The organism is Clavibacter tessellarius (assembly GCF_001618005.1).
GTDB classification, from domain to species: Bacteria; Actinomycetota; Actinomycetes; order Actinomycetales; family Microbacteriaceae; genus Clavibacter; species Clavibacter tessellarius_A.
Window position 1 is genome coordinate 1 of sequence record NZ_LQXA01000051.1, and the last position, 21,558, is coordinate 21,558.

Sequence of the window (21,558 nt, forward strand, 5' to 3'; positions counted from 1 at the left end):
CCCGCCGTCGTTCACGCCGCGTCGCGCAGGCGTCGCGCGGGTCGCGCTAGCTCTGCGACTTGCCGTGCGAGCCGAGCTGGCGCGTGGCCTCGACGACGCGGGCAGCCATGGCCGACTCCGCCGTCTTGCCCCAGGCGCGGGGGTCGTACGTCTTCTTGTCGCCGACCTCGCCGTCGACCTTGAGGAAGCCGTCGTACTTGCGGAGCACCGAGTCGGCGATGGAGCGGCTGAACGCGTACTGCGTGTCGGTGTCGATGTTCATCTTGACCACGCCGTTGCGGACGGCCTCCGAGATCTCGTCGTCGGAGGAGCCGGATCCGCCGTGGAAGACGAGGTCGAACGGCTTCTCGCCCGTGCCGTACTTCGACTGGATGCCGTCCTGGATCTCCTTGAGCAGCGACGGGCGCAGCTGCACGCCACCGGGCTTGTACACGCCGTGCACGTTGCCGAAGGTGAGCGCGGCCATGTAGCGGCCCTTGTCGCCGAGGCCGAGGGCCTCGACCGTGGAGATGGCGTCCTCGAGGGTCGTGTAGAGGTGCGAGCCGGTGTCGTGGCTGACCCCGTCTTCTTCGCCGCCGACGACGCCGATCTCGACCTCCAGGATCGCGTTGATGGCCTTCATGCGGGGGAGCAGGTCCGTCGCGATGTCGAGGTTCTCATTGAGCGGGATCGCGGATCCGTCCCACATGTGCGACTGGAAGATGGGGTTGCGGCCCGCGCGGACCTCCTCCTCGCTGGCCTCGATCATGGGGAGGACGAAGCCGTCGAGGGCGTCCTTCGGGCAGTGGTCGGTGTGGAGCGCGACCGTGATGGGGTAGTTCTTGGCGACCTCGGTGGCGAAGCGCGCGAACGCAAGCGCGCCGGCCGCGCGGTTCTTCACGGTGTGGCCGGAGAAGTAGTCGGCGCCGCCCGTGGTGACCTGGATGATGCCGTCGGAGCCGGCCTCGGTGAGCCCCTGGAGGACCGCGTTGATGGTCTGCGACGACGAGACGTTGACGGCCGGGTACGCGAAGGCGCCGGACTTGGCGCGATCCAGCATCTCGGCGTACTGCTCGGGGGTTGCTACGGGCATGGTGCATCTCCTTCGGCGGATCCACGGCGGCGCCGTGCGGCTGTCGCGGTGAACCATAGGCCGGTGGGAGCGCATCCCGCGGCCGGGCCCCGCGTGGTCGCCACTCTACCCAGCGGGGGTGTCCGCGACCGGGGACGCGGGACGGGTGAACTCGTCGGCCGTGAGCTCGCGGGCGGTGGCCTCGAGCGGCTCGAGCGTGCCGATGACCTTGGACTCGTCGAGCCGGGTGAGGCGGCGGGCGGTGGGCAGCACCTGGCGCTCCAGGGATCCGACGACGCGGTTGTAGTCGCCCACCGCGCCCGTGAGGGAGCGGCCGAGCTTGGCGATGTGCTCGCCGCTCGTGGCGAGACGCGCGTGCAGCTCGCGGCTGAGGTCGAAGAGCTGCTTCGCGTCCTCCGTGAGCACCTCCTGCTGCCAGCTGAACGCGACGGTCTTGAGCACCGACCACAGGGTGACGGGCGACGAGAGCGCGACCCGGCGGCTGAACGCGAACTCCATGATGCTCGGATCCGCCTCCAGTGCCGACGAGACCAGCGACTCGCTCGGGATGAACGCGATGACCATCTCCGGGCTCGCGTCGAGCCCCTCCCAGTACGCGCGGCTGCCGAGCGCCGTGATGTGGTCGCGCACGGCCTGCACGTGCTGCTTCATGAGCGCGTCGCGACGGGCGCCCTCGGGCCCCGTGGCGGACGCGGGGATGGCGCTCGCCTCGAGGTACGCGGTGAAGGGCGCCTTCGCATCCACCGCGATGTGCTTGCCGCCGGGTAGGTGCACGACCATGTCGGGTCGGCCGACGCCCTGTGCCGTGGCGACGGACGTCTGCACGTCGAAGTCGACCCGGTGGATGAGGCCGGCCGCCTCCACGACGCTCCGTAGCTGCGTCTCGCCCCACACGCCGCGCGTGCTGTTGGAGCGGAGCGCCGACGCGAGCGTCTCGGCCGTGGCGCGCAGCCGCTCCTCCGCCTCGGTGGCGCTCCGCAGCTGCTCGCTCAGCTCGCCGTGCTGCTGCCGGCGCTGCTCCTCCAGCTCGTGCACCTTCGCCTGCACCTGCTTGAGGCTCTCGGCGACCGGACTGAGCGCGGTGAGCACGCGGCCGTCCTCCTCGGTGCGGGCGACCTCTGCGCGTTGGATCTCGCGCAGCCGGGTCTGCAGTTCCGCGATGCGGTCCTCCTGCTGGCCGATCTGCTCACGGAGGTGGGACTCCTGCGCATCCAGCCGCTCGCGGTGCAGCGCGTCCTGGGCCTGCGCGCGCTCCGCGTACTGCGCCGTGGTCTGCGCGACCTGCTCCTCGGCGAGCCGCTCGGTGCGATCCAGCTGCTCGCGCAGCGCCTGGACCGTGGCCTCCGCGGCGGCGAGGCGCGCGGCCTCGCCCGCGGAGCCCGGCGCATCCACCCCGGAACGGGCGCGCGACACGGCGAGCCCGACCACCGCGCCCACGGCCAGGCCGATGACGAGGCCGACGAGGAGGGCGATGACGGGATCCATGCGTGCAGTGTGCCAGCGGCCCCCGACACGGCCGGGACGCCGGGCGCGCGCCCGAGGGATGGATCCGGCCGGGGGCGCCTGGGGAGGATCAGGCACAGTCGATGGGCGGCGTCGCGGCGGCCGACGCGCGCGTGACGGTCTGCGTGCGCGGCGCGCCGATGCGGCCGAGCCCCACGCCCACCGCCTCGGCGAGCCCCGTCAGCGACGCCGCTCCGTGCCGGCCGGCCGCGTGCACGACGATGGCGGCGCACGCCCGCGCATCCGCCAGCGCCTCGTGGTGCGAGAAGTCCTCGAAGCCGGCGGCTCGCGCAGCGACCGGCAGCCGGTACGAGTCGAGCGTGTAGGTGCGGCGCGCGACCTGGAGGCTGCAGAGGTAGGAGTACGGCGGCGCGATGAGCGCGGTCGCCTTGCACGCGCCCTGGATCACGCCCATGTCGAAGCGCGCGTTGTGGGCCACGAGGTGGTCGTCGCCCGCGAAGGCCATGAGGCGCGGCAGCTGGTCGGCCCAGCCGTCGGCGCCGGCCACGTCGTCCTCCACGATGCCGTGGATCCGCGTGTTCCAGACCGAGAAGGAGTCGTGCCCCGCGGGCGGCCGGATGAGCCACGACGCGGTCTCGACGACGACGCCGTCGCGCACCTTCACGAGACCCACCGAGCAGGCGCTCGCCGACGAGTTGTTGGCGGTCTCGAAGTCGATCGCGGTGAAGTCCAACGGCATGGGTTCGAGTGTTCCACGCACGACCGACGCCGGATCCCGGGACAGCCCGGGCCGGCGCGGGCGGGGGAGGAGCCGGAGGGCCCCGTACGATGGACTCCCGTGGCACTCACTATCGCGATCGTCGGTCTCCCCAACGTCGGCAAGTCGACGCTCTTCAACGCCCTGACCAAGAACCAGGTGCTCGCCGCGAACTACCCGTTCGCGACGATCGAGCCGAACGTGGGCGTGGTGAACCTCCCGGACCCGCGCCTCGAGGTGCTCGCCGGCCTCTTCGGCTCCGAGCGGATCCTCCCGGCTCCCGTCTCCTTCGTCGACATCGCGGGCATCGTCCGCGGCGCGAGCGAGGGCGAGGGGCTCGGCAACCAGTTCCTCGCGAACATCCGCGAGGCCGACGCGATCGCGCAGGTCGTCCGCGGCTTCGAGGACGAGGACGTCGTGCACGTCGACGGCCGCGTCGACGCCGCGAGCGACATGGAGACCATCAACACCGAGCTGATCCTCGCCGACCTGCAGACCCTCGAGCGCGCCGAGCCGCGCTACGAGAAGGAGCTGAAGACGAAGCGCATCGAGCCCGTCGTGCTCGAGACCGCGAAGGCCGCGCGCGAGTGGCTCGACTCGGGCAAGCCGCTGTCGGCGTCGAAGATCGACCTCGAGCCGGTGCGCGAGCTCGGCCTGCTGACGGCCAAGCCCTTCATCTACGTGTTCAACGTCGACGAGCAGGTGCTCGGCGACAAGGCCAAGCTCGCGGAGCTGGCCGCCCTCGTGGCGCCCGCGCAGGCCGTGTTCCTCGACGCGAAGATCGAGTCGGAGCTCATCGAGCTCGACCCCGAGGACGCCGCCGAGATGCTCGCGAGCACCGGCCAGGAGGAGTCGGGCCTCGACCAGCTCGCCCGCATCGGCTTCGAGACCCTCGGCCTCCAGACCTACCTGACGGCCGGCCCCAAGGAGACGCGGGCCTGGACCATCGGCAAGGGCTGGAAGGCCCCGCAGGCGGCCGGCGTGATCCACACCGACTTCGAGAAGGGCTTCATCAAGGCCGAGGTCATCTCCTACGACGACCTGGTCGAGACCGGCTCCATCGCCGAGGCGCGCTCCAAGGGCAAGGCCCGCATCGAGGGCAAGGAGTACGTCATGCAGGATGGCGACGTGGTGGAGTTCCGGTTCAACAACTGAAACTGGGCCGGCCGGCCGGCCGGCCGGCCGGCTGATCCGGTGGCTTGAGAAGGCCCCCTTGCGTCAATCGGCCATGCCGCCGCGCGTCCTCATAGAGCACCTTGGTCCCGGACAATGTGAGATTCCTCGCAGCCGGTCGGCCTACCAGCGCGTATCCGTAGTCGCTGGCGTTGTCAGGGGCCTTCCATCATCGCGGTGAGGCTGACACCATGTTAGCTGTAGGACCGACGTGCGCGGGGCGCGCGCACCTAGCTCAGCGAAAAAATCATTCGGCCGTTCGGCGGCACAACAAGTTCAGCGGAGGACCCGGTGTCAAACAGCGCCATCAATCATGGACGAATCGTGGCCCTCATTTGGAGCATCGCTGATGACGTTCTCCGCGACCTCTACGTTCGCGGCAAGTATCGAGACGTAATACTCCCATTCACCGTCCTCCGCCGCCTTGATAGCGTCTTGGGGCCAACGCGAGGGGCGGTCATGACGATGAAGAAGATGCTGGATGAAGCCGGCATCGCCGATCAAGATGCTCCGCTTAGAGACGCGGCCAAGCAGGACTTCTACAACACGTCAGGATTCGCTTTAAGCGACCTGCGGCATACGTCGAACGCTACCAGGCTGCGTCAGAATTTCGCGGCCTACCTTGACGGCTTTTCGTCAAACGTGCAGGAGATAATCGACAATTTCGAGTTCCGCAATCAGCTTCCACGCCTCACCAGGGCCGACGCACTCGGCGCGCTTATCGAGAAGTTCCTGGCGCCAGACCTCGACTTGTCTCCTAGCGCGCTAGACAACCATGGTATGGGAACCGTGTTCGAGGAACTCGTTCGACGCTTTAACGAGGAGAACAACGAAGAGGCCGGTGAGCACTGGACGCCACGTGACGCCGTCCGCCTGATGACAAGGCTCATGTTCGAGCCGATCGCTGATGATATCCCATCCGGCACTTACCGTCTCTATGACGGCGCGATGGGCACCGGCGGCATGCTGACAGTTGCCGAGGAGACGCTAAAGAATCTGACCGAGTTGTCAAGAAGAAAAGTGTCCACTCACTTGTATGGACAGGAGATCAACGCCGAGACCTACGCAATCGCAAAGGCCGACCTGATCCTGAAGGGAGACGGCAAGGCTGCGGACAACATCGTAGGTGGCCCGGAATACTCGACTCTCTCGAACGACGCGTTCGCAGGTCAAGAGTTCGATTTTATGCTCTCGAACCCGCCCTACGGCAAAAGTTGGAAGACCGATCAGGATCGGCTCGGCGGCGCGAAAAAGATCATCGATCCGCGCTTCGTAGTTACTCACGATGGTGATAGCGAATACTCTCTGGTCACGAGAAGCAGCGACGGGCAGCTGATGTTTCTCGCAAATCTGATTTCGAAGATGAAGCAGAGAACCGATCGAGGCTCCCGCATCGCATCAGTCCACAATGGGTCTTCGCTGTTCACCGGTGACGCGGGACAAGGCGAGAGTAATGTTCGCCGGTGGATAATCGAGAACGATTGGCTCGAGGCCATCGTCGCGCTACCGCTCAAGATGTTCTACAATACCGGCATTGCGACTTACGTGTGGGTGCTTTCTAATCGTAAAGAAGAGCGCCGCAAGGGCAAGGTTCAACTGATCGATGCCACGGGCTGGGCTACACCGCTCAGGAAGAACCTGGGAGAGAAGGGTGTCGAGGTTAGTGCTACCGACGCCGACAAAGTGCTCGAAGCGTTCAAGGCGTTCGATCAGTATGCCGACACCGATCGTTCCAAGGTGTTCGACGGAGCCGACTTCGGTTATCGGAAAATAACAGTTGAGCGCCCGCTACGCATGGTCGGAGTAGATCCAAACCGCGTGTACTCAGCGAAGGAAATTGCGCGACTCAAGGAAGAAGGCATACGCGATGAGACTGCTCCGCCGGTCATCAAGAAGGCACTCCCATACGCTGCTGTGCCCGACCCGCTTCACGGTCAATACGAGGCCATCATCAGCGGGCGAACTCGTGTGGTGGAGTACGAGCCGGACACCAAACTTCGCGACACCGAGCAAGTGCCACTGACTGAACCGAAAAATGACTACTTCGACGGCATCGAAGCTTTCTTTCGTCGCGAAGTCACTCCCTATGCTCCGGATGCCTGGATCGATGAGTCAAAGACGAAGATTGGCTACGAGATTTCCTTCACGCGCCACTTTTATAGGCCCGCCCAGACGCGAACTCTCGCTGAGATCCAGGCAGACATCCGTGCCCTCGAGGCCGAGACAGAGGATCTGATCGCCGAGATCGCTGGTAAGGTCTGATGTTTTACGATTTACAACGATACGGCTCATATAAAGCCGCAGGTGAATGGATTCCCGAGTTGCCTATTTCGTGGGGCTGGTCGCCTGCCCGAACGGTCTTTGCTGAGCGTAAAGACGCTGGACACGTTGAGGAACAGATGCTTTCTGTAACTATCGGTAGCGGGGTCATTCCCCAAGCTGACTTACTGTCGTCTACGTCGAAAAAGGACTCATCCAACGTTGACAAGTCGAAATATAAGCTGGTCGAGCCTGGCGATGTTGTCTACAACAAAATGCGTGCATGGCAAGGAGCCGCAGGCGGATCAGGGCATCGTGGCATTGTTAGTCCTGCTTATATCGTGATGTCTCCACGAGATGCCCTCACCGAATACATTCACCACGTCGTCAGGACTCCGCAGTTCGCGAAAGAAGCCGAGCGTTGGTCGTACGGCATCACTTCCGACCAGTGGAGCTTGCGGCCTGAGCACTTCAAGATGATCCGCTTCCCCGTGCCACCGGTTGAGGAGCAGGCAGTAATCGTAAAATACCTTACCCACGCGAACGCCCGCGTCGACAAGGCCATCGCCGCCAAGCGCCGCCTTATCGCCCTCCTTAATGAGCAGGGCCGGGCCATCGTTGAGGCTGCTCTATCGCTAAACGCGGGGAGCGAACGTCTAGGTTTTCACATAGATCTCACTACCGGTTTTCCGTTCAGGAGCGAAGATTTCAAGTCCGGGTTGCATGCATCGCGAACGCGCCTTTTGCGAGGCGTTAATGTTGGAATCGGTGAAACGCGTTGGGAGGATGTGGTTTCAGTTGACCCCGATTTGGCTAAATCAGCTTCTAGCTTTCGCTTGGAGTTCGGTGATCTCATTCTTGGGATGGATCGACCGGTCATATCTGCCGGTGTGCGTGTGGCGCAAATCAACGACGACGCAGTGGGCTCTCTACTCGTGCAGCGAGTGGCACGCTTGCGGCCCAGGGCAACTTTGGATGCTGCGTACTTGATGACGGTGCTACGAAGCGTAGTGTTCGAAAGATACTTGGAGCCAATCTTCACTGGAATCAGTGTGCCGCACTTGAGCCCAAAGCAGATTCGCGATTTTCTCATTCCGTTGCCGGCTATAAGTGACCAGAGAGCGATAGTCGCTCAAATCGAGCTCGAGAAGATTAACTTGAATGAAGCTGTCTTGCGCGCTCAGGAGGAGATTGTTCTCCTCAAAGAGTTTCGGACACGCCTGGTCGCCGATGTCGTGACGGGCCAAGTTGACATCAGAGCAATAGCAGCCACGTTGCCGGACACACCCGAACCGATCGACAGACTAGTCACAAACCTGGATGACGGTCTTGAGGAAGCACTGAGCGAAAGCGAGGAGTGAGTATGCAGCGACTCAGCGAGGAGAGCTTGGAAACGCTCATCGTCACCCAGATGAGCGGGGATGGCTGGACCGCGGGGGCACCTGGCGACTACGTCGCTTCCTACGGGATCGATCTGGAACACTTCGTTAAGTTCATCGAGACAACCCAACCCGATCTCGTCGACTCGCTCGGGCTCATGTCCGAGACTCCCACGCGCCATAAGTTTCTGGCTCGGCTCCAGGGTGAGATCACGCGGCGAGGTGTCGTCCACGTCTTGCGAAACGGCATCGACCATCACGGTGACCATCTTGATCTCTATTACCCGACACCTGTGGATGGGAATTCAGAGGCTGCTGGGCATTTCGCCGCGAACCGGTTCGTCATCACGCGGCAGGTGCATCACAGCGTCAGTAACCCAGGCGATGCCGTCGACCTTGTGGCGTTCGTCAACGGTCTGCCCATCTTTACGTTTGAGTTGAAGAACAACATCACGAATCAAACGGTGCAAGACGCGGTGCAGCAGTACCAGCGCGACCGGGATCCTCGTGAGTTGCTGTTCGCGTTCGGCCGGACGATTGCACACTTCGCCCTGGATGATCAGCGCGCGCGATTCTGCACCGAGCTCAAGGGTGCTTCATCGTGGTTCTTGCCGTTCGACCAAGGATTCAACGATGGTGCGGGTAACCCGCCGAATCCCGATGGAGTCATGACGGACTACCTGTGGCGGCGAGTGCTCGCGCCGCAGAGCCTCGCCGGGATCATCGAGAACTATGCGCAGATCGTGGTTGAAAAGAGCCAGAAGACTGGCAAGAAGGTCTCCAAGGCGATCTTCCCTCGGTATCACCAGCTCGATGTCGTGCGCCGACTCCTGTCCGATGTCGAGGCCAACGGTGCTGGTCGTCGCTATCTCATTCAACACTCGGCTGGCAGCGGCAAGTCAAACTCGATTGCCTGGCTGACTCACCAGCTCACCGAGGCCTCACATGATGGCAAGATCGCCTTCGACTCGATCATCGTCGTCACCGACCGCATCATCCTTGACAGCCAGCTCACGCAGACCATCAAATCGTTCCTGCAGGTGGGGTCGACTGTGGTGCATGCGGACCGATCCGGAGATCTACGCCGCGCGATCACCGCAGGCAAGAAGATCATCGTCACTACGGTGCAGAAGTTCCCGTACATCCTGGATGACATCGGTACGGACCACCGTGACCGCACATTTGCCATCGTCATCGACGAGGCGCACTCATCACAAGGATCGAAGACCTCAGCGGCCGTCTCACGTGCACTTGCAGGTGTCGAAACCAACGAGGACGACACCGTCGAGGACCGGATCAACCGGATTATTGAGGGCAAGAAGCTGCTGACGAACGCGAGCTACTTCGCTTTCACGGCGACACCGAAAAACAAGACGCTCCAGATGTTCGGCGAGCCGGTGCCCAATGCCGAAGGAGGCACGAGCTTCCGCCCATTCCACTCGTACACGATGAAGCAGGCGATCCAGGAGGGGTTCATTACGGATGTCCTCTCAAACTACACGCCGGTCGGCAGCTACTACAAGCTGATGAAGACCGTGGAGGACGATCCCGAGTTCGATGCGAAGCGCGCCTCGAAGAAGCTTCGCGCCTATGTCGAGGGCAACGAGCACGCCATCGCTCAGAAGACCGACATCATGGTCGAGCACTTCCTCGCCCAGGTGGTCGCGAAGCGCAAGATCGGCGGCCAGGCGAGGGCAATGGTCGTGACGTCCTCGATTGCGCGATGCATCGAGTACTTCCATGCAATCCGTGACGCGCTCGGAGCACGAAAGAGCCCGTACCGGGCGATCGTCGCTTTCTCCGGTGAACATGAATACAAGGGCCTGAAAGTCACCGAAGCGAGCTTAAACGGCTTCCCGTCCAACGCGATCGCCGAGCAGGTGAAGACCGATCCCTATCGGATCCTTGTTGTCGCGAACAAGTTCCAGACCGGGTACGACGAGCCGCTACTGCACACGATGTACGTCGACAAGATGCTCTCCGGTGTGTTGGCCGTGCAGACCTTGTCGCGGCTTAATCGGGCACACCCCGCGAAGCACGACACGTTCGTCCTGGACTTTGCCAATGATGCCGATGAGATCCAGCGCGCTTTCGAGCCCTACTACCGCACGACCGTACTGTCTGAAGAGACGGACGCCAACAAACTGCACGATCTGGTCAACGATCTCGACGCGTTTGGCATTTACGCGCCTGAGCGAGTCGATGAGTTCGTCAATCGGTATCTGGCGGGGGAGAGGCGCGATCGCCTTGACCCGCTGCTGGACATTAGCGTCGCTGAGTACATCGAACTCCCCGACGAAGACGACCAGGTGATGTTCAAGGGAAACGCTAAGGCCTTCCTCCGCGCCTACAATTTCCTCTCCACCGTCCTGCCTTACGGCAGCAGTGAGTGGGAGAAACGATCGATATTCCTTGACCACCTGGTGCCCAAGCTGCCGGCCCCCAAGGAGGAGGATCTCTCCGCGGGAATCCTTGAGAACATCGACCTGGAGTCGTATCGCGCTGAAAAGCTCAACGCGATGAAGATCGTGCTAGATGACGAAGACGGCACTGTCGCCCCGGTCCCGGCCGCCAGCGGAGGGCACCTCACAGACCCAGAACTCGAGAGGCTCTCAGTGATCGTCAGGAGCTTCAACGATCACTTCGGCAACATCGAGTGGAACGACGCCGATCGCGTTGAGCGCTTCATCACCGAGGAGATTCCGAGGCTAGTCTCCGAGGACGAGGCCTACAAAAACGCGCAGGCTAATGACGACCCGGTGAATGCTCGCGTTGAGAGCGACCGGGCTCTAAGCCAAGTTATGCTGCGCCTCATCTCAGATGACACTCAGCTCTTCAAGGAGTTCCAGGACAACGGCAGCTTCAAGCAGTGGCTCGCTGGTGCAGTGTTTAAGGCGACGTACCGAAAGAGCGCATGACAAAGGGGCGTAAGGGGTTGAGTCGTCAAGTCGCATTATGGGATGTCACTCTCGGTCGCACCCCGACTACACGTGCGTCCTGGACTCCCGCGCGAGTTGTGAATCCCGTATGAGTAACAGCGCTGGCGTGAGAACCCGCCGCGAGGAGGAGATCGCGTTCCTTGTCATGGAACAGGTTCTTGGTGTCGATATTCAGCTCGCCGATGCCAATGGCGCGGACAAGATGCCCGACGGCGTTTGGGTGAGTCGCGATGGCCAAACCCGGTGCATCGTCGAGATAACGTCACCCCCGGCCGACCGCCTGATGGCTAAATGGGCGAAGGCGAAGCGAGAAGGGCGACCACAGGCAGAGAGCGGGTCAATACCTCTGCGGCGGAACGAGCTCGCTGATGTCTGCGTCGAGTTGCTCGCGACGGACTGGGCAGTTGGGAACATAAATAAGCTGCAAGCACAACGGGCCGACGAGCGACACCTCTTCCTGTTCGGACGAGGGCACTATATCCAGCACTACTTTTGTCGCCTTTCCGACCCGTATGAGGATGGATCTCCTGAATCTGTCTCAAACCTTGTCCTACCCGACGGTATTTCCGATGTCTGGTTCAGAGGCCGAGCCCCACGCAAACCCGGTCAGCTGTTGGGACCCATTGAGGTCTACCTAGCGCGATACAGCGCGGGACCCGGCTGGCAGCGCTATGTGGTGGAGATTGAAGAGCAAGACCTTCCCTCTCCTGCCTCTGGCATAGCGGACGACCCGGTGCCAGCCCGGATGCGGCACACGAAAGATCGAACAACCGTCGGCGTGATGGTTGACCCCTAGGGCTCGGTCGGGTTCCAAGATCGTTCGCAGTACCGACGCATTTAGAGCGTGCGAGCCAGGACGGTGAACCGTCCATAGATCCGACACGGTGTGTTGTGGTCAACATTGTGCGGATCTCGTTGAGGGCTTCGGCACCTCGAACGGGCGTTGGATGAACCTGCAGAGCAACTACGAGCTGCGGCTCCAGCGGCGGGCGCTGCACGACAGGATCGCCGAGATCGTGCCCCTGCGCGTCGCCTGACGCCGAGTCCTCAGAACAACGGCCAGGGAACAGCGGAGGACTGGCCGACGGGAGGCGGGAAGCGCGCCTCCGAGCGCAGGCGCGTGCAACGAGCGTGCAACGCCTCAAGTTCCTTAGCCGTCAGCAGCCCCGCCAGCTCCTGCGCCAGATCCCCGTCGAGTGCCGTGAGCACCCGGTCGATCCCGGAGAGCTCCTCCGCGGTCAGCGCCTCCCCGACCCACCCCCACAGCACCGTCCGCAGCTTGTGCTCCTGGTGGAACGTCAGGCCGTGGTCCACGCCGAAGCGGTGGCCGTCGGGCATCGCGAGCACGTGGTAGCCCTTGCGGTCGGCGTTGTTGGCGATCACGTCGAAGACGGCCATGCGGCGGAGGGCGGGGGAGTCCTCGTGGATCAGGGTGACCGAGCGGCCGTCCTCGTCCTCGCCGCCGAGCACCGTCCGGTAGCCGGTCTCCGGGATGTCGGCCGCGGGGATCAGGTCGACGGCGTCCTGGTCGGGATCCTCGTCCTGCCAGAGCTGCACCATGCCCTCGCCGAGGGGGCCGTCGCGGATCCACGTGCGCGGGACGACGTTCCAGCCGAGCGCCTCGGACACCCGGTACGCGGCGACCTCGCGGTCGGCCAGCCTGCCGTCGGGGAAGTCCCAGAGCGGGTTCTCGCCGTCGACGGGCTTGTAGACGACCTCCACGTCGCCGACGGTGCCGAGGAACGTCGCGTTCGACGCGGTGCGGATGCGGCCGGTGAGGGTGAGCTCGGCGGTCACGAGGTCCGTCTCGGACATCACTCGTCGGGGAAGGTGTGGACGTGCCCGTCGGGGTCGATGGGGTAGCCGCAGATCGCGCAGATCGGGCGGCCGGCGCCGACGATCTCGTGGGTGCGCTTCGCGAACGCGCGGGCTGCGCCGACGGGCATCCGCACCACGAGCATCTCGGTGTCGTCCGCGTCGTCGTCGGTGGGCAGGTCGAAGTCGTCGCTGTCGTCGTCCTCCGCGAGGGGGTATGCCTCCATGACGATCTGCGCCGTCGTCGGATCCCAGCCGAGGCCCATGGCGCCGGTGCGCCAGCGCTCGTCGACCTCCTCGAGCGGGTCGTTGTCGACGAGCTCCGGAGGCGTGCTCGTGGGGACGCTGAAGGGGTTGCCCTCGACGGTGACGAGCTGGTCGAGGATCTCGTCGATCTTCTCCGCGAGGAGGGAGGACTGCTGCTTCTCGAGGGCGATGGTCACCAGCTGGGGGCCGGAGCGCACCTGGAAGTAGAAGGTGCGGGCGCCCGGGAGGCCGATGGTGCCGACCACGGCCCGGTCGGGCCAGTCGAATTCGAGGGCTCGTGTGGGCATGCCTCCACTCTAGGCGCGGTGGATCACGGCGTCGCGTGCCCGGCGCCGCCGCCCACGGGAGCGTCACCGGATCCGACGGCCGCGGCCAGCCAGGAGAGGTCGCCCGCGTCGCTGTTGGTGGCGTGGACGGTGGGCCGGCTCGCGCCGTAGCGCACGATCGAGACGGACGCCGGGCCCACGTCGATGCGCTGGAAGAGGTCGAGGTGCGTGCCGAGCGCGTCGGCGAGGATCGACTTGATCACGTCGCCGTGGCTGACCGCGACCCACACGGCGCCCGGCCCGTGCTCGGCCTCGATCGCGGCGTCGTGGCGGCGGATCGCGGCGACCGCGCGCGCCTGCATCCCGGCCATCGACTCGCCGCCCGGGAAGACGACCGACGACGGGTGCGACTGCACGCGCGACCAGAGGTCCTCCTTCGCGAGGTCGGCGAGGGAGCGGCCCTGCCAGTCGCCGTAGTCGCACTCGGTGAGGTCGGGGTCGACGGGTTGGGCGGGCTTCCCCGTCTGCCGGTCGAGGATCCGCTGCGCGGTCTCCCAGCAGCGCTGCAGCGGGCTGGACACGACGGCCGCCAGCGGCAGCGCGGCGAGCCGGTCGGCGGTGCGGTCGGCCTGCTCGCGTCCGGTGTCGTCGAGGTCGACGCCGGGGGTGCGCCCCGCCAGGATCCCGGTCGCGTTCGCTGTGGTGCGTCCGTGCCGCACGAGGATCACTGTCGCCATGCGGCCAGCCTAGGGACACGGGCTGGCCGCGGGGCGCAGGGAGCGGGCCTCACGCCGGAGGGCGGCTCGGTCCGTCGTGCGCTCCGATCCGCGTGCCGGTGGTCGCGGCGGCGACCAGCGCGGCGGTCCCGGCCGCGACCATCGACAGCACCGTGATGCCGGGCAGCCACGCAGACGCGACGAGTCCGCTCACCGGGGACGCGAGCAGGACGCCCGCGTAGATGCCCGTCATGTAGGCGCCGGTGGTCCAGCCGACGCGCTCCGGGCTGAAGGACTGCACCCAGCTGAGCCCCACGGCGGCGAAGAGGCCGTAGTAGCCGCCCTCGAGGACGCTCGCGAGCGCGGCGAGGGCCCATCCGTCGGCCAGGAGGTAGGTGCCGTACGCGATCACCGCCATCGACGAGCAGAGGAGCAGGGCGACGCGCGGGCTGCATCGCGCGAGGACCTCGGGGGCGAGCAGGATGGCGACCATCTCGACGGCCGCCTTGATCGCGATGACGCTGCCGATCCCGCTCTCGGGCACGGCGGCGTGGGCCTCGAGCAGCAGCGGCAGCGACGTGGTCGTCGCGATGTGCGCGAATGACAGCAGGAAGACCAGCGCCACCGCCGCGCGCACGCGGCGTCGGACGGGGAGGCCCGGTGCGACCGACCGACTGGTCTCCTTCCGCGCTGCGGGGCCGGGGCCGTCGGTGGGGCCGACTTCCAGGCAACGCCGGGCCGACAGCAGCAGCGCGAGCGCGACCAGGGCGGACGCGCTGACCGCGACGAGCGACGTCTCGGCGTTCGCGGAGCCCACCAGGGCGAACGAGCCGGCGGGGCCGAGCACCCACCCCGCCGAAGTGGCGAGCCGGAGGGCGGAGTTGGACCTCGTGAGGTCGCGTCCCGCAGCGACCGCCGCACGTCGGCCCATGGCGTAGAACACCGGTACCGTGGCCCCGCCCGTGGCCAGAGCGGGGACGACCAGGACCAGGAACACCGGATCCCGCAACGCGCCGATGGCCGCGACGCCCGCGACGACCTGGGCTGCCCCGCCGACGGCGCACAGGAGCACCGCGGATGTGCCGCGGTCGACGAGCGCGGAGGCGCGGCGGTTCAGGAGGATCGTGATCGCGGTGACGGCGAAGGAGTACAGGCCGACCTCCCACAGCTGCCACCCCATCCGCGTCGCGAGCAGGTACGGCAGGAGCGGCACCATCGCGGAGTTCGCCACGACGGCCGACGCCAGCAGCGGGGGCACCAGCCGGTGGTCGGTCGTGCGCGGATCGGACGTCGTCGGTCCTCCGGCGCCAACCTGGACGCGCCCGCGTGTGCGCACCCCGACATGTTAGGGACGGAGCCCCCGCACGGGGGCGTCGGCGGGCAGTCTTCCCGCGGAGTTCATCTGACGGCGAGGGAGTCCCGCGGCGCGGTGCGCTGCCGGCGTCGACGCCTCACGCCGTCTCGTCCTCCCGCACGGAGGCGCGCATCACGGGATCGGAGTCCGCGTCGACCGCCGCCGGATCCACCGACCCGCCCCGCGCCTTCGTCACCGCGTACAGCCCGAGCACGACCGCCCAGGCGACGAGGCTCAGCACGAGCTGGGGGCGGATCTCGGGATCCAGCGCCATCTGCACGAGCACCGCGACGATCCCGACGACCGTGAGGATCGAGAGGCCGGGGAACAGCCACATCCGCACGACCAGCCCTGACGAGCCGTTGCGGCGGCGCAGGACGATCTGCGAGATCGCGATGAGCAGGTAGACGAACAGGATGATCGCGCCGGAGGAGTTGAGCAGGAACAGGAACACGGTGTCGGGGGAGACGGCCGCCGCGATCACGCAGAGGAAGCCGACGACCGACGAGAGCAGGATCGCCGCGCGCGGCACGCCCCGGGACGTCACCTGCACCAGTCGCGCGGGCGCCTCGCGCCGCCCGGCCAGCACGAAGAGCATGCGCGACGCCGTGTAGAGGCCGGAGTTCAGGCAGGAGAGCACGGCCGTGAGGACGACCGCGTTCATCACGTCGCCGGCGAACGGGATGCCCATGCGGTCGAAGGCGCTCACGAAGGGCGAGGCGCCGAGCTCCGTGGAGTCCCACGGGAGGATCACGGCGAGGAGGAACAGGGAGCCGACGAAGAAGAGCGAGATGCGGAGGATCACCGAGTTGGTGGACTTCCGGATCGCGGTCGCCGGGTCCTTCGACTCGGCCGCGGCGATGGTGGCGATCTCCGCGCCGACCATGGAGAAGATCACGACGACGACCGAGGAGAAGATCGCACCGACGCCGTTCGGGAAGAAGCCGCCGTGCGCGGTGAGGTTCGAGAAGTCGGCGGAGCGGCCGGGCCAGATGCCGAGCACGTAGAGCCCGCCGAGGCCGAGGAACAGGATGATGGCGGCCACCTTGATCCCCGCGAACCAGTACTCGAAGGCGCCGAACGCGCCGACGGAGACGAGGTTCGTGGCGGTCATCAGCGCCATGAGCCCGAGGGACAGCAGCCAGAGCGGCGCGTCGAACCAGTAGGTGAGGGCCTTCGCGCCGGCGACCGCCTCGAAGCCGACGACGATGACCCAGAAGTACCAGTACAGCCAGCCCATCGAGAAGCCGGCCCAGCCGCCGAGGGCGTGGCGGGCGTAGTCGGCGAAGGAGCCGGTGCTCGGGTTCGCGGTGGCCATCTCGCCGAGCATCCGCATCACCAGGATGATGAGGACGCCCGAGATCGCGTAGGTGAGGAACGCCCCGGGGCCGGCGCCGTTGATGACGACGCCGGAGCCGACGAAGAGCCCGGCGCCGATCACCCCGCCGATCGCGATCATGCTGAGCTGTCTCTGCGTCAGTCCCTTGTGCAGCTGCGGTGCGGGTGCCATGAAAGCCTCCGTGCGTGTCGGCGTTCTCGGGTGGGGGATCCTCCCGCTCCACCGGCGACGCGTCGGGCCGGGAGGTCCTGAGCACGATACGCAGGGGAGGGGCCCGGCCGGGAAGTGTTCACAAGGGCTTTACATTCGGGCGGTGTTCGGGCGCAGCCGACGACCGGAGGCCACCGTCCGCCGGCCGACGGAGCACGATGGCCGGAGGAGCACACGACGAGAGGCGAGACGATGGCAGCTGAGACGCAGGCCGGTTGGTGCGACGACGGCTCGGGCACCACGCGCTGGTGGGACGGCACGCGGTGGACGGAGACGGTGCAGCCGCTGCCTCCGCCGGGATACGCGGAGGCGGCGGTACCTGCGTCCGTCGCGACGGCATCAGTCGGCTCGCACAAGCGGGACAAGACGTACGTCGTCCTCCAGACCATCCTCAAGGAGAAGGTGTGGGGCACGGGGTCCGGCAACCTCACCGAGCTGGAGAACGCGATCAACGCGCAGGCGGCCCGCGGCTACCGGCTGCACACCATCTCGACGGCGGTCTCGGGGAGCAAGGGCCTGGGTGGTGGCGACCGGATCCAGGCGACGATGGTGTTCGAAGCGATCGACTGACCGCATCGCCCGGCTGGGCCGCTACACAGCCCCCCGCACCGTCGGCCGGCAGATCAGCACCGGGCACGGCGCCGAGTGCTGCACGCGCGACGCGGTGCTGCCCAGCAGGATCGTCGCGGTGAGGCCGCGGCTGCCGGCGGCCATGGAGATCAGGCCCGCGGAGAGCTCCTCGGCCGCGCGGATGATCTCGGTGGCCGGCGAGCCGCTGCGGACGTCGCGGTGGATCGTGGGGCCCCAGCCGTCGAAGACCGCGGCGACCGTGTCGACGGCGGCCTCGGCGTCGCGGCGGTAGCTGAGCTCGGTCTGGCCGGTCGCGCGGCGCGGGCCGAGCTCGTTGGCGAAGGGTGCCGCGGCGTAGGGGCTCACGACGGCGAGCACGGTGACCTCGGTGATCTCGCGGGAGTCCGCGATCACCTGGAACTGGCGGGCGGCCTCGAGCGAGGCGCGGGATCCGTCGGTGGCGACGATGACGTGCACTTCTCAGACCTCCCGGTCGGTCGGGCCGGCCGCGGCGACGCCGGCGGCGTCCTCGAGATCCGGCTTCTTCTGGCCGAACGCCCGCTGGAACAGGTACAGCACGAGGCCGAGCGCGAGCAGCCCGCCGACCCACCACAGGGCGTCCGGGTCGTCGACGAGCGTGTAGATCAGCACGGCGACGTTGCCGACGATCCCGACGATGAGCAGCGGCGTGTTCGCGCGGTAGGTGTCCTTCGTCTCGTCGTGGCCGCGGAGCTTCAGGCACGCGACGATCACGAGCGCGTAGATGAAGAGGAGGAACACGACGGTGATGGTCGCCAGGCGGTCGACGATGTCGAGCCGCTCGTCCTCGGGGATGCCGGCCTGGCTGGAGCGGATGGCCGCGCCGATGATCAGCAGCGACGCGACCACGGCGCCGCCGAAGATGAGCGCCACGTAGGGGCTGCGGCGGGCGGGGTGCACCTTGGCGAAGATCGCGGGCACGACGTTCTCGCGGGCCATGCCGAACAGGATCCGCGACTGGGCCACCACGGTCACGAGCGCCGTGTTGCTGATGGCGACCATCGCGATGACGGCGAAGATCACGAGCATCACCGCGGCGGGGATGAAGAAGAGGTCGGCGCGGATCACCTCGAGGAGCGTGTTGCCCGCGAGGTCGCCGATCGGGACGGCGAGGGCGGCGGCCATCGAGACGAGCACGTAGACGACGCCGGCGGTCATCATGCCGCCGATGAGGGCGCGGGGAAACGCGCGCGACGGATCGATGGTCTCCTCGGCCACGTTCGCCGCGTTCTCGAAGCCGGTCATGGCGAAGAAGGCGAGCGAGACGCCGGCGAGCACGGCCAGCACCGCGGATCCGGCGCCGCCCTCGACCTGGAACTGCAGGAGCACGGACGGGTCGCCCACGCCCTCGACGAGCGCGATCACGCCGATCGCGACCACCACGATGAGCCCGCTGATCTCCACGAACGTCATCACCACGTTCGCGATGACGGACTCGCTGATGCCGATGAGGTTGATGAGCGTGATGACCGCCACGAACGCGACCGCGATCCCGGTGGTCGCCCAGATCGCCGACTCCGGCAGCCCGATGAGATCGCTGAGGTAGCGCACGAAGCCGGCGGCGAGGGAGCCGACCGCGGCCATGTTGGCGCTCAGCATGCAGATGGTGATGAAGAAGGTGAGCACCGGGCTCCGGAACGCCTTGTTGATGTAGAGCGAGGCGCCGGCGGCCTGCGGGTACTTCGTCACGAGCTCCGCGTAGGCGAGGCCGGTGATGGTCGCGATGGAGACGCCCACGAGGAACGCCATCCAGAACGCGCCGCCCACGGCCGCGGCCACGAGGCCCACGAGCACGTAGATGCCGGAGCCGAGCACGTCGCCGACCACGTAGAAGTACAGCTGCTTGACCGTGATGGAGCGCTTCAGCTCGCTGCGCGGGGGTGCCTCGGCCTCGATGGGGTTCGCCATTTCCCCACCCTAGAGGGGACGTGTCCCGGGGTGAAGGGGTTCCCTCGTGCCCTCTCGTCGTGAGAGGGTCTGCGTCGTAACTGATGCTCGTGACGTCGAGGCACGCGAAGGCCTCTACGTCGTCGGCGGCGAGTTCGTGCCCGCTTGAATGCCGCCACTTCATGCGATCACCCGCGACAACTCCTCAGGACGGTGAAGGTTGAACTGCTCTGGATGCACCACCGAGCTTTCCCGCACCGCGCGATTCTGCCCCGGGTGCGGCCTCGCTGCGGTCGGCCCGACCGGCGTCAACGGTGTCACGACGGGCGGAGGGTCTATCGGCGGCGGGGTCTTTCAAGCGGGAAGGGACATCGTCCTGGGTCTCGGGGAGCCGCCGTCGCCCCGCGGCACCTACGAGACTGTGCCCGCCTGGCGCAGCCCATTCACGCAGGCGGTGCTCGGCTGGACGGGCCTGATCCTGGGCGTGGTCGGACTCCTGCCTCTTGCGAAGGTCGTCGAACCAGTTGTCGCGATGGTCACGGACCGACACGGCCCTCCGGTATCGGCTCCTCCGGTCGGCTGGACCTTCGGGCTGCTCGCCATCGTCGCGGCCATCGCGTTGGTGACACATCTGTTCGGGATCGCGCGCCACGGCACCCGGCACCCGCTGTGCTTCGGATTCGCGCTGAGCGGCTCGGGGAAGCGCATCACCATCGAACGCGTGGTCCCCGGACCCTGCCCTTTGTGCGGTGGTCGCATGCGCTACGTGAGCCGACCGACTGGCTGGCGGGAGACGGTCATGTCGGACGGTCGGATCAAGAAGGTCGTCACCGAGCGGGTGCCGGCTCTCGTCTGCGCGCGGAATTCCCGGGCGCATTGGTTCGAGGTGGATCCTGCAGAGCGATGACTCAGCTCGGCTAGGGCGCCGACGCTCAGTCGCGGTTCGCGAGCCGTTCCATGAGGGCGATCGCGTCGCGGATCTCGTCGTCGCCGATCGGCGGCCGTGCGGCGGTCGCGGTGTCGCGGATCCACGCCACGCGCGCGTCGAGAACCTCCTCGAGCAGGCGTCGGCCCGCGGGTGCGACGAGCAGGCGGGAGCCGTCGTCGTCGGACTCCTCCGCGAGGATCCGGCGCTGCAGCAGGCCGCTCAGGCTGGGGACGAGCGCCGCGCGCGACGTGCGCGTCCAGTGGGCGAGCGACGTGCGGTCCACGCGCACGTCGGTCGCGACCACGCGCACCAGCTGGATCTGCAGGCCGGTGAGGCCCACCCACGCCTCGAGGGTGGCGGCGTCCATGAGGTCGAAGACCGTGGACATCGAGATGACCAGACGTTCGTGGGTGCGGGGTTCCGGCATGATGCTCCTCTGGTGGAGCGTGTCACGGCGCCCCGGGATGGGGCGACTGCTCGTACTCCGGAACGTACGCTCCGGGAACGTGCCCGGTGTCGAAGAGGCCGACATGCACAGGCGCCGGACCTTTCCGGGATGATGGGAAGGCTGCCCGCGCTCGCCGCGGGAGCCTGGACGGACGGGGAGATGCCATGAGCGCTCACGTCGACGCGGCGGGATCGGACGCCGGGTGGCGGGCATGACGCCGCGGATCCGCGCGCTGCTCCTCAGCGGCATCATCGCGGGGCTGACAGCCGCGATCGTCGCCGCCGCGCGTCCGTGGACCCGACCGCCCGAGCCCGACGACTGGGTCGTGCTGCGCTTCGCCGCGGGCGAGGGCGGCTCCGCGTACGAGGCGTTCGCGTCGCTGGCGGCGACCGAGGCCGCGGGCGACGACGCCCTGCAGCTGCTCGAGGCGGGTGCGATCCACGGCAACGCGTTCGGCGACGACTCCTACGACGTGCACTACATGGGATCCGACCGCCGCCTCATGTGGGAGGTGCTGGAGCCGATCTTCCAGGACGCGCCCGTCGCCTGGACCTCAGTGGAGCTGCGCCGCGGCTTCGACGACGCGGCGCCGGTGGTGGTGCGGGCGCGGCGGTGACGGCGGGGCGCCGGGCGGCCAGGAGCGAGCCGTACCGGGACGGTGTCGGACCCCGCGCCT

19 protein-coding genes are annotated in these 21,558 nt (G+C 66.6%); 8 read left to right on the forward strand and 11 right to left on the reverse strand.

Annotation, left to right across the window (positions count from 1 at the left end; all coding sequences use genetic code 11):
- Window positions 1–46 precede the first annotated feature (46 nt).
- From fbaA to AWH51_RS13560, 3 genes are all read right to left on the reverse strand, one after another.
- Window positions 47–1,072, reverse strand: coding sequence for a class II fructose-bisphosphate aldolase (gene fbaA, locus AWH51_RS13550; protein WP_063072593.1), 1,026 nt, complete (start codon window positions 1,070–1,072; stop codon window positions 47–49).
- A gap of 105 nt (window positions 1,073–1,177) precedes the next feature.
- Window positions 1,178–2,557, reverse strand: a complete 1,380-nt coding sequence (locus tag AWH51_RS13555; protein ID WP_063072594.1) for a DNA recombination protein RmuC — start codon at window positions 2,555–2,557, stop codon at window positions 1,178–1,180.
- An 88-nt stretch (window positions 2,558–2,645) separates the two neighbouring features.
- The gene (locus AWH51_RS13560; protein ID WP_063072595.1) at window positions 2,646–3,275 is read right to left on the reverse strand and encodes a 3'-5' exonuclease; all 630 of its coding nucleotides are present in this window, start codon (window positions 3,273–3,275) and stop codon (window positions 2,646–2,648) included.
- A 99-nt stretch (window positions 3,276–3,374) separates the two neighbouring features.
- Here AWH51_RS13560 and ychF point away from each other — a divergent pair, with 99 nt between their 5' ends.
- The 5 genes from ychF to AWH51_RS16100 all read left to right on the forward strand — a co-directional run bounded on the left by ychF (window position 3,375) and on the right by AWH51_RS16100 (window position 11,839).
- Window positions 3,375–4,448 carry a redox-regulated ATPase YchF gene (ychF, locus tag AWH51_RS13565; protein WP_063072596.1) on the forward strand — a complete coding sequence of 358 codons (1,074 nt, stop codon included), beginning with the start codon at window positions 3,375–3,377 and terminating at the stop codon, window positions 4,446–4,448.
- A 342-nt stretch (window positions 4,449–4,790) separates the two neighbouring features.
- Window positions 4,791–6,728, forward strand: a complete 1,938-nt coding sequence (locus AWH51_RS13570; protein WP_254654587.1) for a type I restriction-modification system subunit M — start codon at window positions 4,791–4,793, stop codon at window positions 6,726–6,728.
- Window positions 6,728–8,086, forward strand: coding sequence for a restriction endonuclease subunit S (locus AWH51_RS16095; RefSeq protein WP_131798143.1), 1,359 nt, complete (start codon window positions 6,728–6,730; stop codon window positions 8,084–8,086). The genes AWH51_RS13570 and AWH51_RS16095 overlap by 1 nt, the downstream gene beginning before the upstream one ends.
- Window positions 8,087–8,088: 2 nt before the next feature.
- Window positions 8,089–11,022 carry a type I restriction endonuclease subunit R gene (locus AWH51_RS13580; RefSeq protein ID WP_063072599.1) on the forward strand — a complete coding sequence of 978 codons (2,934 nt, stop codon included), beginning with the start codon at window positions 8,089–8,091 and terminating at the stop codon, window positions 11,020–11,022.
- Window positions 11,023–11,149: 127 nt separating this feature from the next.
- A complete protein-coding gene (locus AWH51_RS16100; RefSeq protein ID WP_131798144.1) occupies window positions 11,150–11,839 on the forward strand; it encodes a hypothetical protein in 690 nt (229 codons plus the stop codon).
- A gap of 251 nt (window positions 11,840–12,090) precedes the next feature.
- Here the strand turns inward: AWH51_RS16100 and AWH51_RS13590 are convergent, their stop codons facing one another.
- From AWH51_RS13590 to AWH51_RS13610, 5 genes are all read right to left on the reverse strand, one after another.
- Window positions 12,091–12,858 carry an SCO1664 family protein gene (locus tag AWH51_RS13590; protein ID WP_063072600.1) on the reverse strand — a complete coding sequence of 256 codons (768 nt, stop codon included), beginning with the start codon at window positions 12,856–12,858 and terminating at the stop codon, window positions 12,091–12,093.
- Window positions 12,858–13,412: a DUF3090 domain-containing protein gene (locus AWH51_RS13595; RefSeq protein ID WP_063072601.1), complete on the reverse strand. Its 555-nt coding sequence runs from the start codon at window positions 13,410–13,412 to the stop codon at window positions 12,858–12,860. The genes AWH51_RS13590 and AWH51_RS13595 overlap by 1 nt, the downstream gene beginning before the upstream one ends.
- 23 nt (window positions 13,413–13,435) lie before the next feature.
- Complete coding sequence (locus AWH51_RS13600) at window positions 13,436–14,128, reverse strand: histidine phosphatase family protein (protein WP_081235133.1); 693 nt, start codon at window positions 14,126–14,128, stop codon at window positions 13,436–13,438.
- A 49-nt stretch (window positions 14,129–14,177) separates the two neighbouring features.
- Window positions 14,178–15,365 (reverse strand): MFS transporter, encoded by a 1,188-nt coding sequence (locus AWH51_RS13605; protein WP_063072602.1) that lies wholly within the window; start codon window positions 15,363–15,365, stop codon window positions 14,178–14,180.
- A 193-nt stretch (window positions 15,366–15,558) separates the two neighbouring features.
- Window positions 15,559–16,971, reverse strand: a complete 1,413-nt coding sequence (locus tag AWH51_RS13610) for an amino acid permease (protein WP_063072603.1) — start codon at window positions 16,969–16,971, stop codon at window positions 15,559–15,561.
- A gap of 231 nt (window positions 16,972–17,202) precedes the next feature.
- On the opposite strand from AWH51_RS13610, the gene AWH51_RS13615 reads away from it, so the two are divergent.
- Window positions 17,203–17,580, forward strand: a complete 378-nt coding sequence (locus AWH51_RS13615) for a DUF2510 domain-containing protein (protein WP_081235134.1) — start codon at window positions 17,203–17,205, stop codon at window positions 17,578–17,580.
- A gap of 21 nt (window positions 17,581–17,601) precedes the next feature.
- Here AWH51_RS13615 and AWH51_RS13620 read toward each other — a convergent pair whose 3' ends face one another.
- Window positions 17,602–18,057 (reverse strand): universal stress protein, encoded by a 456-nt coding sequence (locus AWH51_RS13620; protein ID WP_063072604.1) that lies wholly within the window; start codon window positions 18,055–18,057, stop codon window positions 17,602–17,604.
- A 3-nt stretch (window positions 18,058–18,060) separates the two neighbouring features.
- A complete protein-coding gene (locus tag AWH51_RS13625; protein ID WP_063072605.1) occupies window positions 18,061–19,527 on the reverse strand; it encodes an APC family permease in 1,467 nt (488 codons plus the stop codon).
- 400 nt (window positions 19,528–19,927) lie between these two features.
- On the opposite strand from AWH51_RS13625, the gene AWH51_RS13630 reads away from it, so the two are divergent.
- Entirely contained in the window at window positions 19,928–20,413 is a 486-nt protein-coding gene (locus tag AWH51_RS13630; RefSeq protein ID WP_063072606.1) for a hypothetical protein, read from the forward strand.
- A gap of 25 nt (window positions 20,414–20,438) precedes the next feature.
- Here the strand turns inward: AWH51_RS13630 and AWH51_RS13635 are convergent, their stop codons facing one another.
- A complete protein-coding gene (locus tag AWH51_RS13635; protein ID WP_063072607.1) occupies window positions 20,439–20,861 on the reverse strand; it encodes a hypothetical protein in 423 nt (140 codons plus the stop codon).
- A gap of 232 nt (window positions 20,862–21,093) precedes the next feature.
- Here AWH51_RS13635 and AWH51_RS13640 point away from each other — a divergent pair, with 232 nt between their 5' ends.
- A complete protein-coding gene (locus tag AWH51_RS13640; RefSeq protein ID WP_063072645.1) occupies window positions 21,094–21,498 on the forward strand; it encodes a hypothetical protein in 405 nt (134 codons plus the stop codon).
- Window positions 21,499–21,558: the final 60 nt, after the last annotated feature.

What these genes read in the sequence shown, in the direction of transcription:
- AWH51_RS13595 (WP_063072601.1), bottom strand. Translation starts at nt 13,412, where the DNA reads ATGCCCACACGAGCCCTCGAATTCGACTGGCCCGACCGGGCCGTGGTC.
- AWH51_RS13580 (WP_063072599.1), top strand. Translation starts at nt 8,089, where the DNA reads ATGCAGCGACTCAGCGAGGAGAGCTTGGAAACGCTCATCGTCACCCAG.
- AWH51_RS13600 (WP_081235133.1), bottom strand. Translation starts at nt 14,128, where the DNA reads ATGGCGACAGTGATCCTCGTGCGGCACGGACGCACCACAGCGAACGCG.
- AWH51_RS13610 (WP_063072603.1), bottom strand. Translation starts at nt 16,971, where the DNA reads ATGGCACCCGCACCGCAGCTGCACAAGGGACTGACGCAGAGACAGCTC.
- fbaA (WP_063072593.1), bottom strand. Translation starts at nt 1,072, where the DNA reads ATGCCCGTAGCAACCCCCGAGCAGTACGCCGAGATGCTGGATCGCGCC.
- AWH51_RS13615 (WP_081235134.1), top strand. Translation starts at nt 17,203, where the DNA reads ATGGCAGCTGAGACGCAGGCCGGTTGGTGCGACGACGGCTCGGGCACC.
- AWH51_RS13560 (WP_063072595.1), bottom strand. Translation starts at nt 3,275, where the DNA reads ATGCCGTTGGACTTCACCGCGATCGACTTCGAGACCGCCAACAACTCG.
- AWH51_RS13640 (WP_063072645.1), top strand. Translation starts at nt 21,094, where the DNA reads ATGACGCCGCGGATCCGCGCGCTGCTCCTCAGCGGCATCATCGCGGGG.
- AWH51_RS13590 (WP_063072600.1), bottom strand. Translation starts at nt 12,858, where the DNA reads ATGTCCGAGACGGACCTCGTGACCGCCGAGCTCACCCTCACCGGCCGC.
- AWH51_RS13555 (WP_063072594.1), bottom strand. Translation starts at nt 2,557, where the DNA reads ATGGATCCCGTCATCGCCCTCCTCGTCGGCCTCGTCATCGGCCTGGCC.
- AWH51_RS13635 (WP_063072607.1), bottom strand. Translation starts at nt 20,861, where the DNA reads ATGCCGGAACCCCGCACCCACGAACGTCTGGTCATCTCGATGTCCACG.
- AWH51_RS16095 (WP_131798143.1), top strand. Translation starts at nt 6,728, where the DNA reads ATGTTTTACGATTTACAACGATACGGCTCATATAAAGCCGCAGGTGAA.
- AWH51_RS13625 (WP_063072605.1), bottom strand. Translation starts at nt 19,527, where the DNA reads ATGGCGAACCCCATCGAGGCCGAGGCACCCCCGCGCAGCGAGCTGAAG.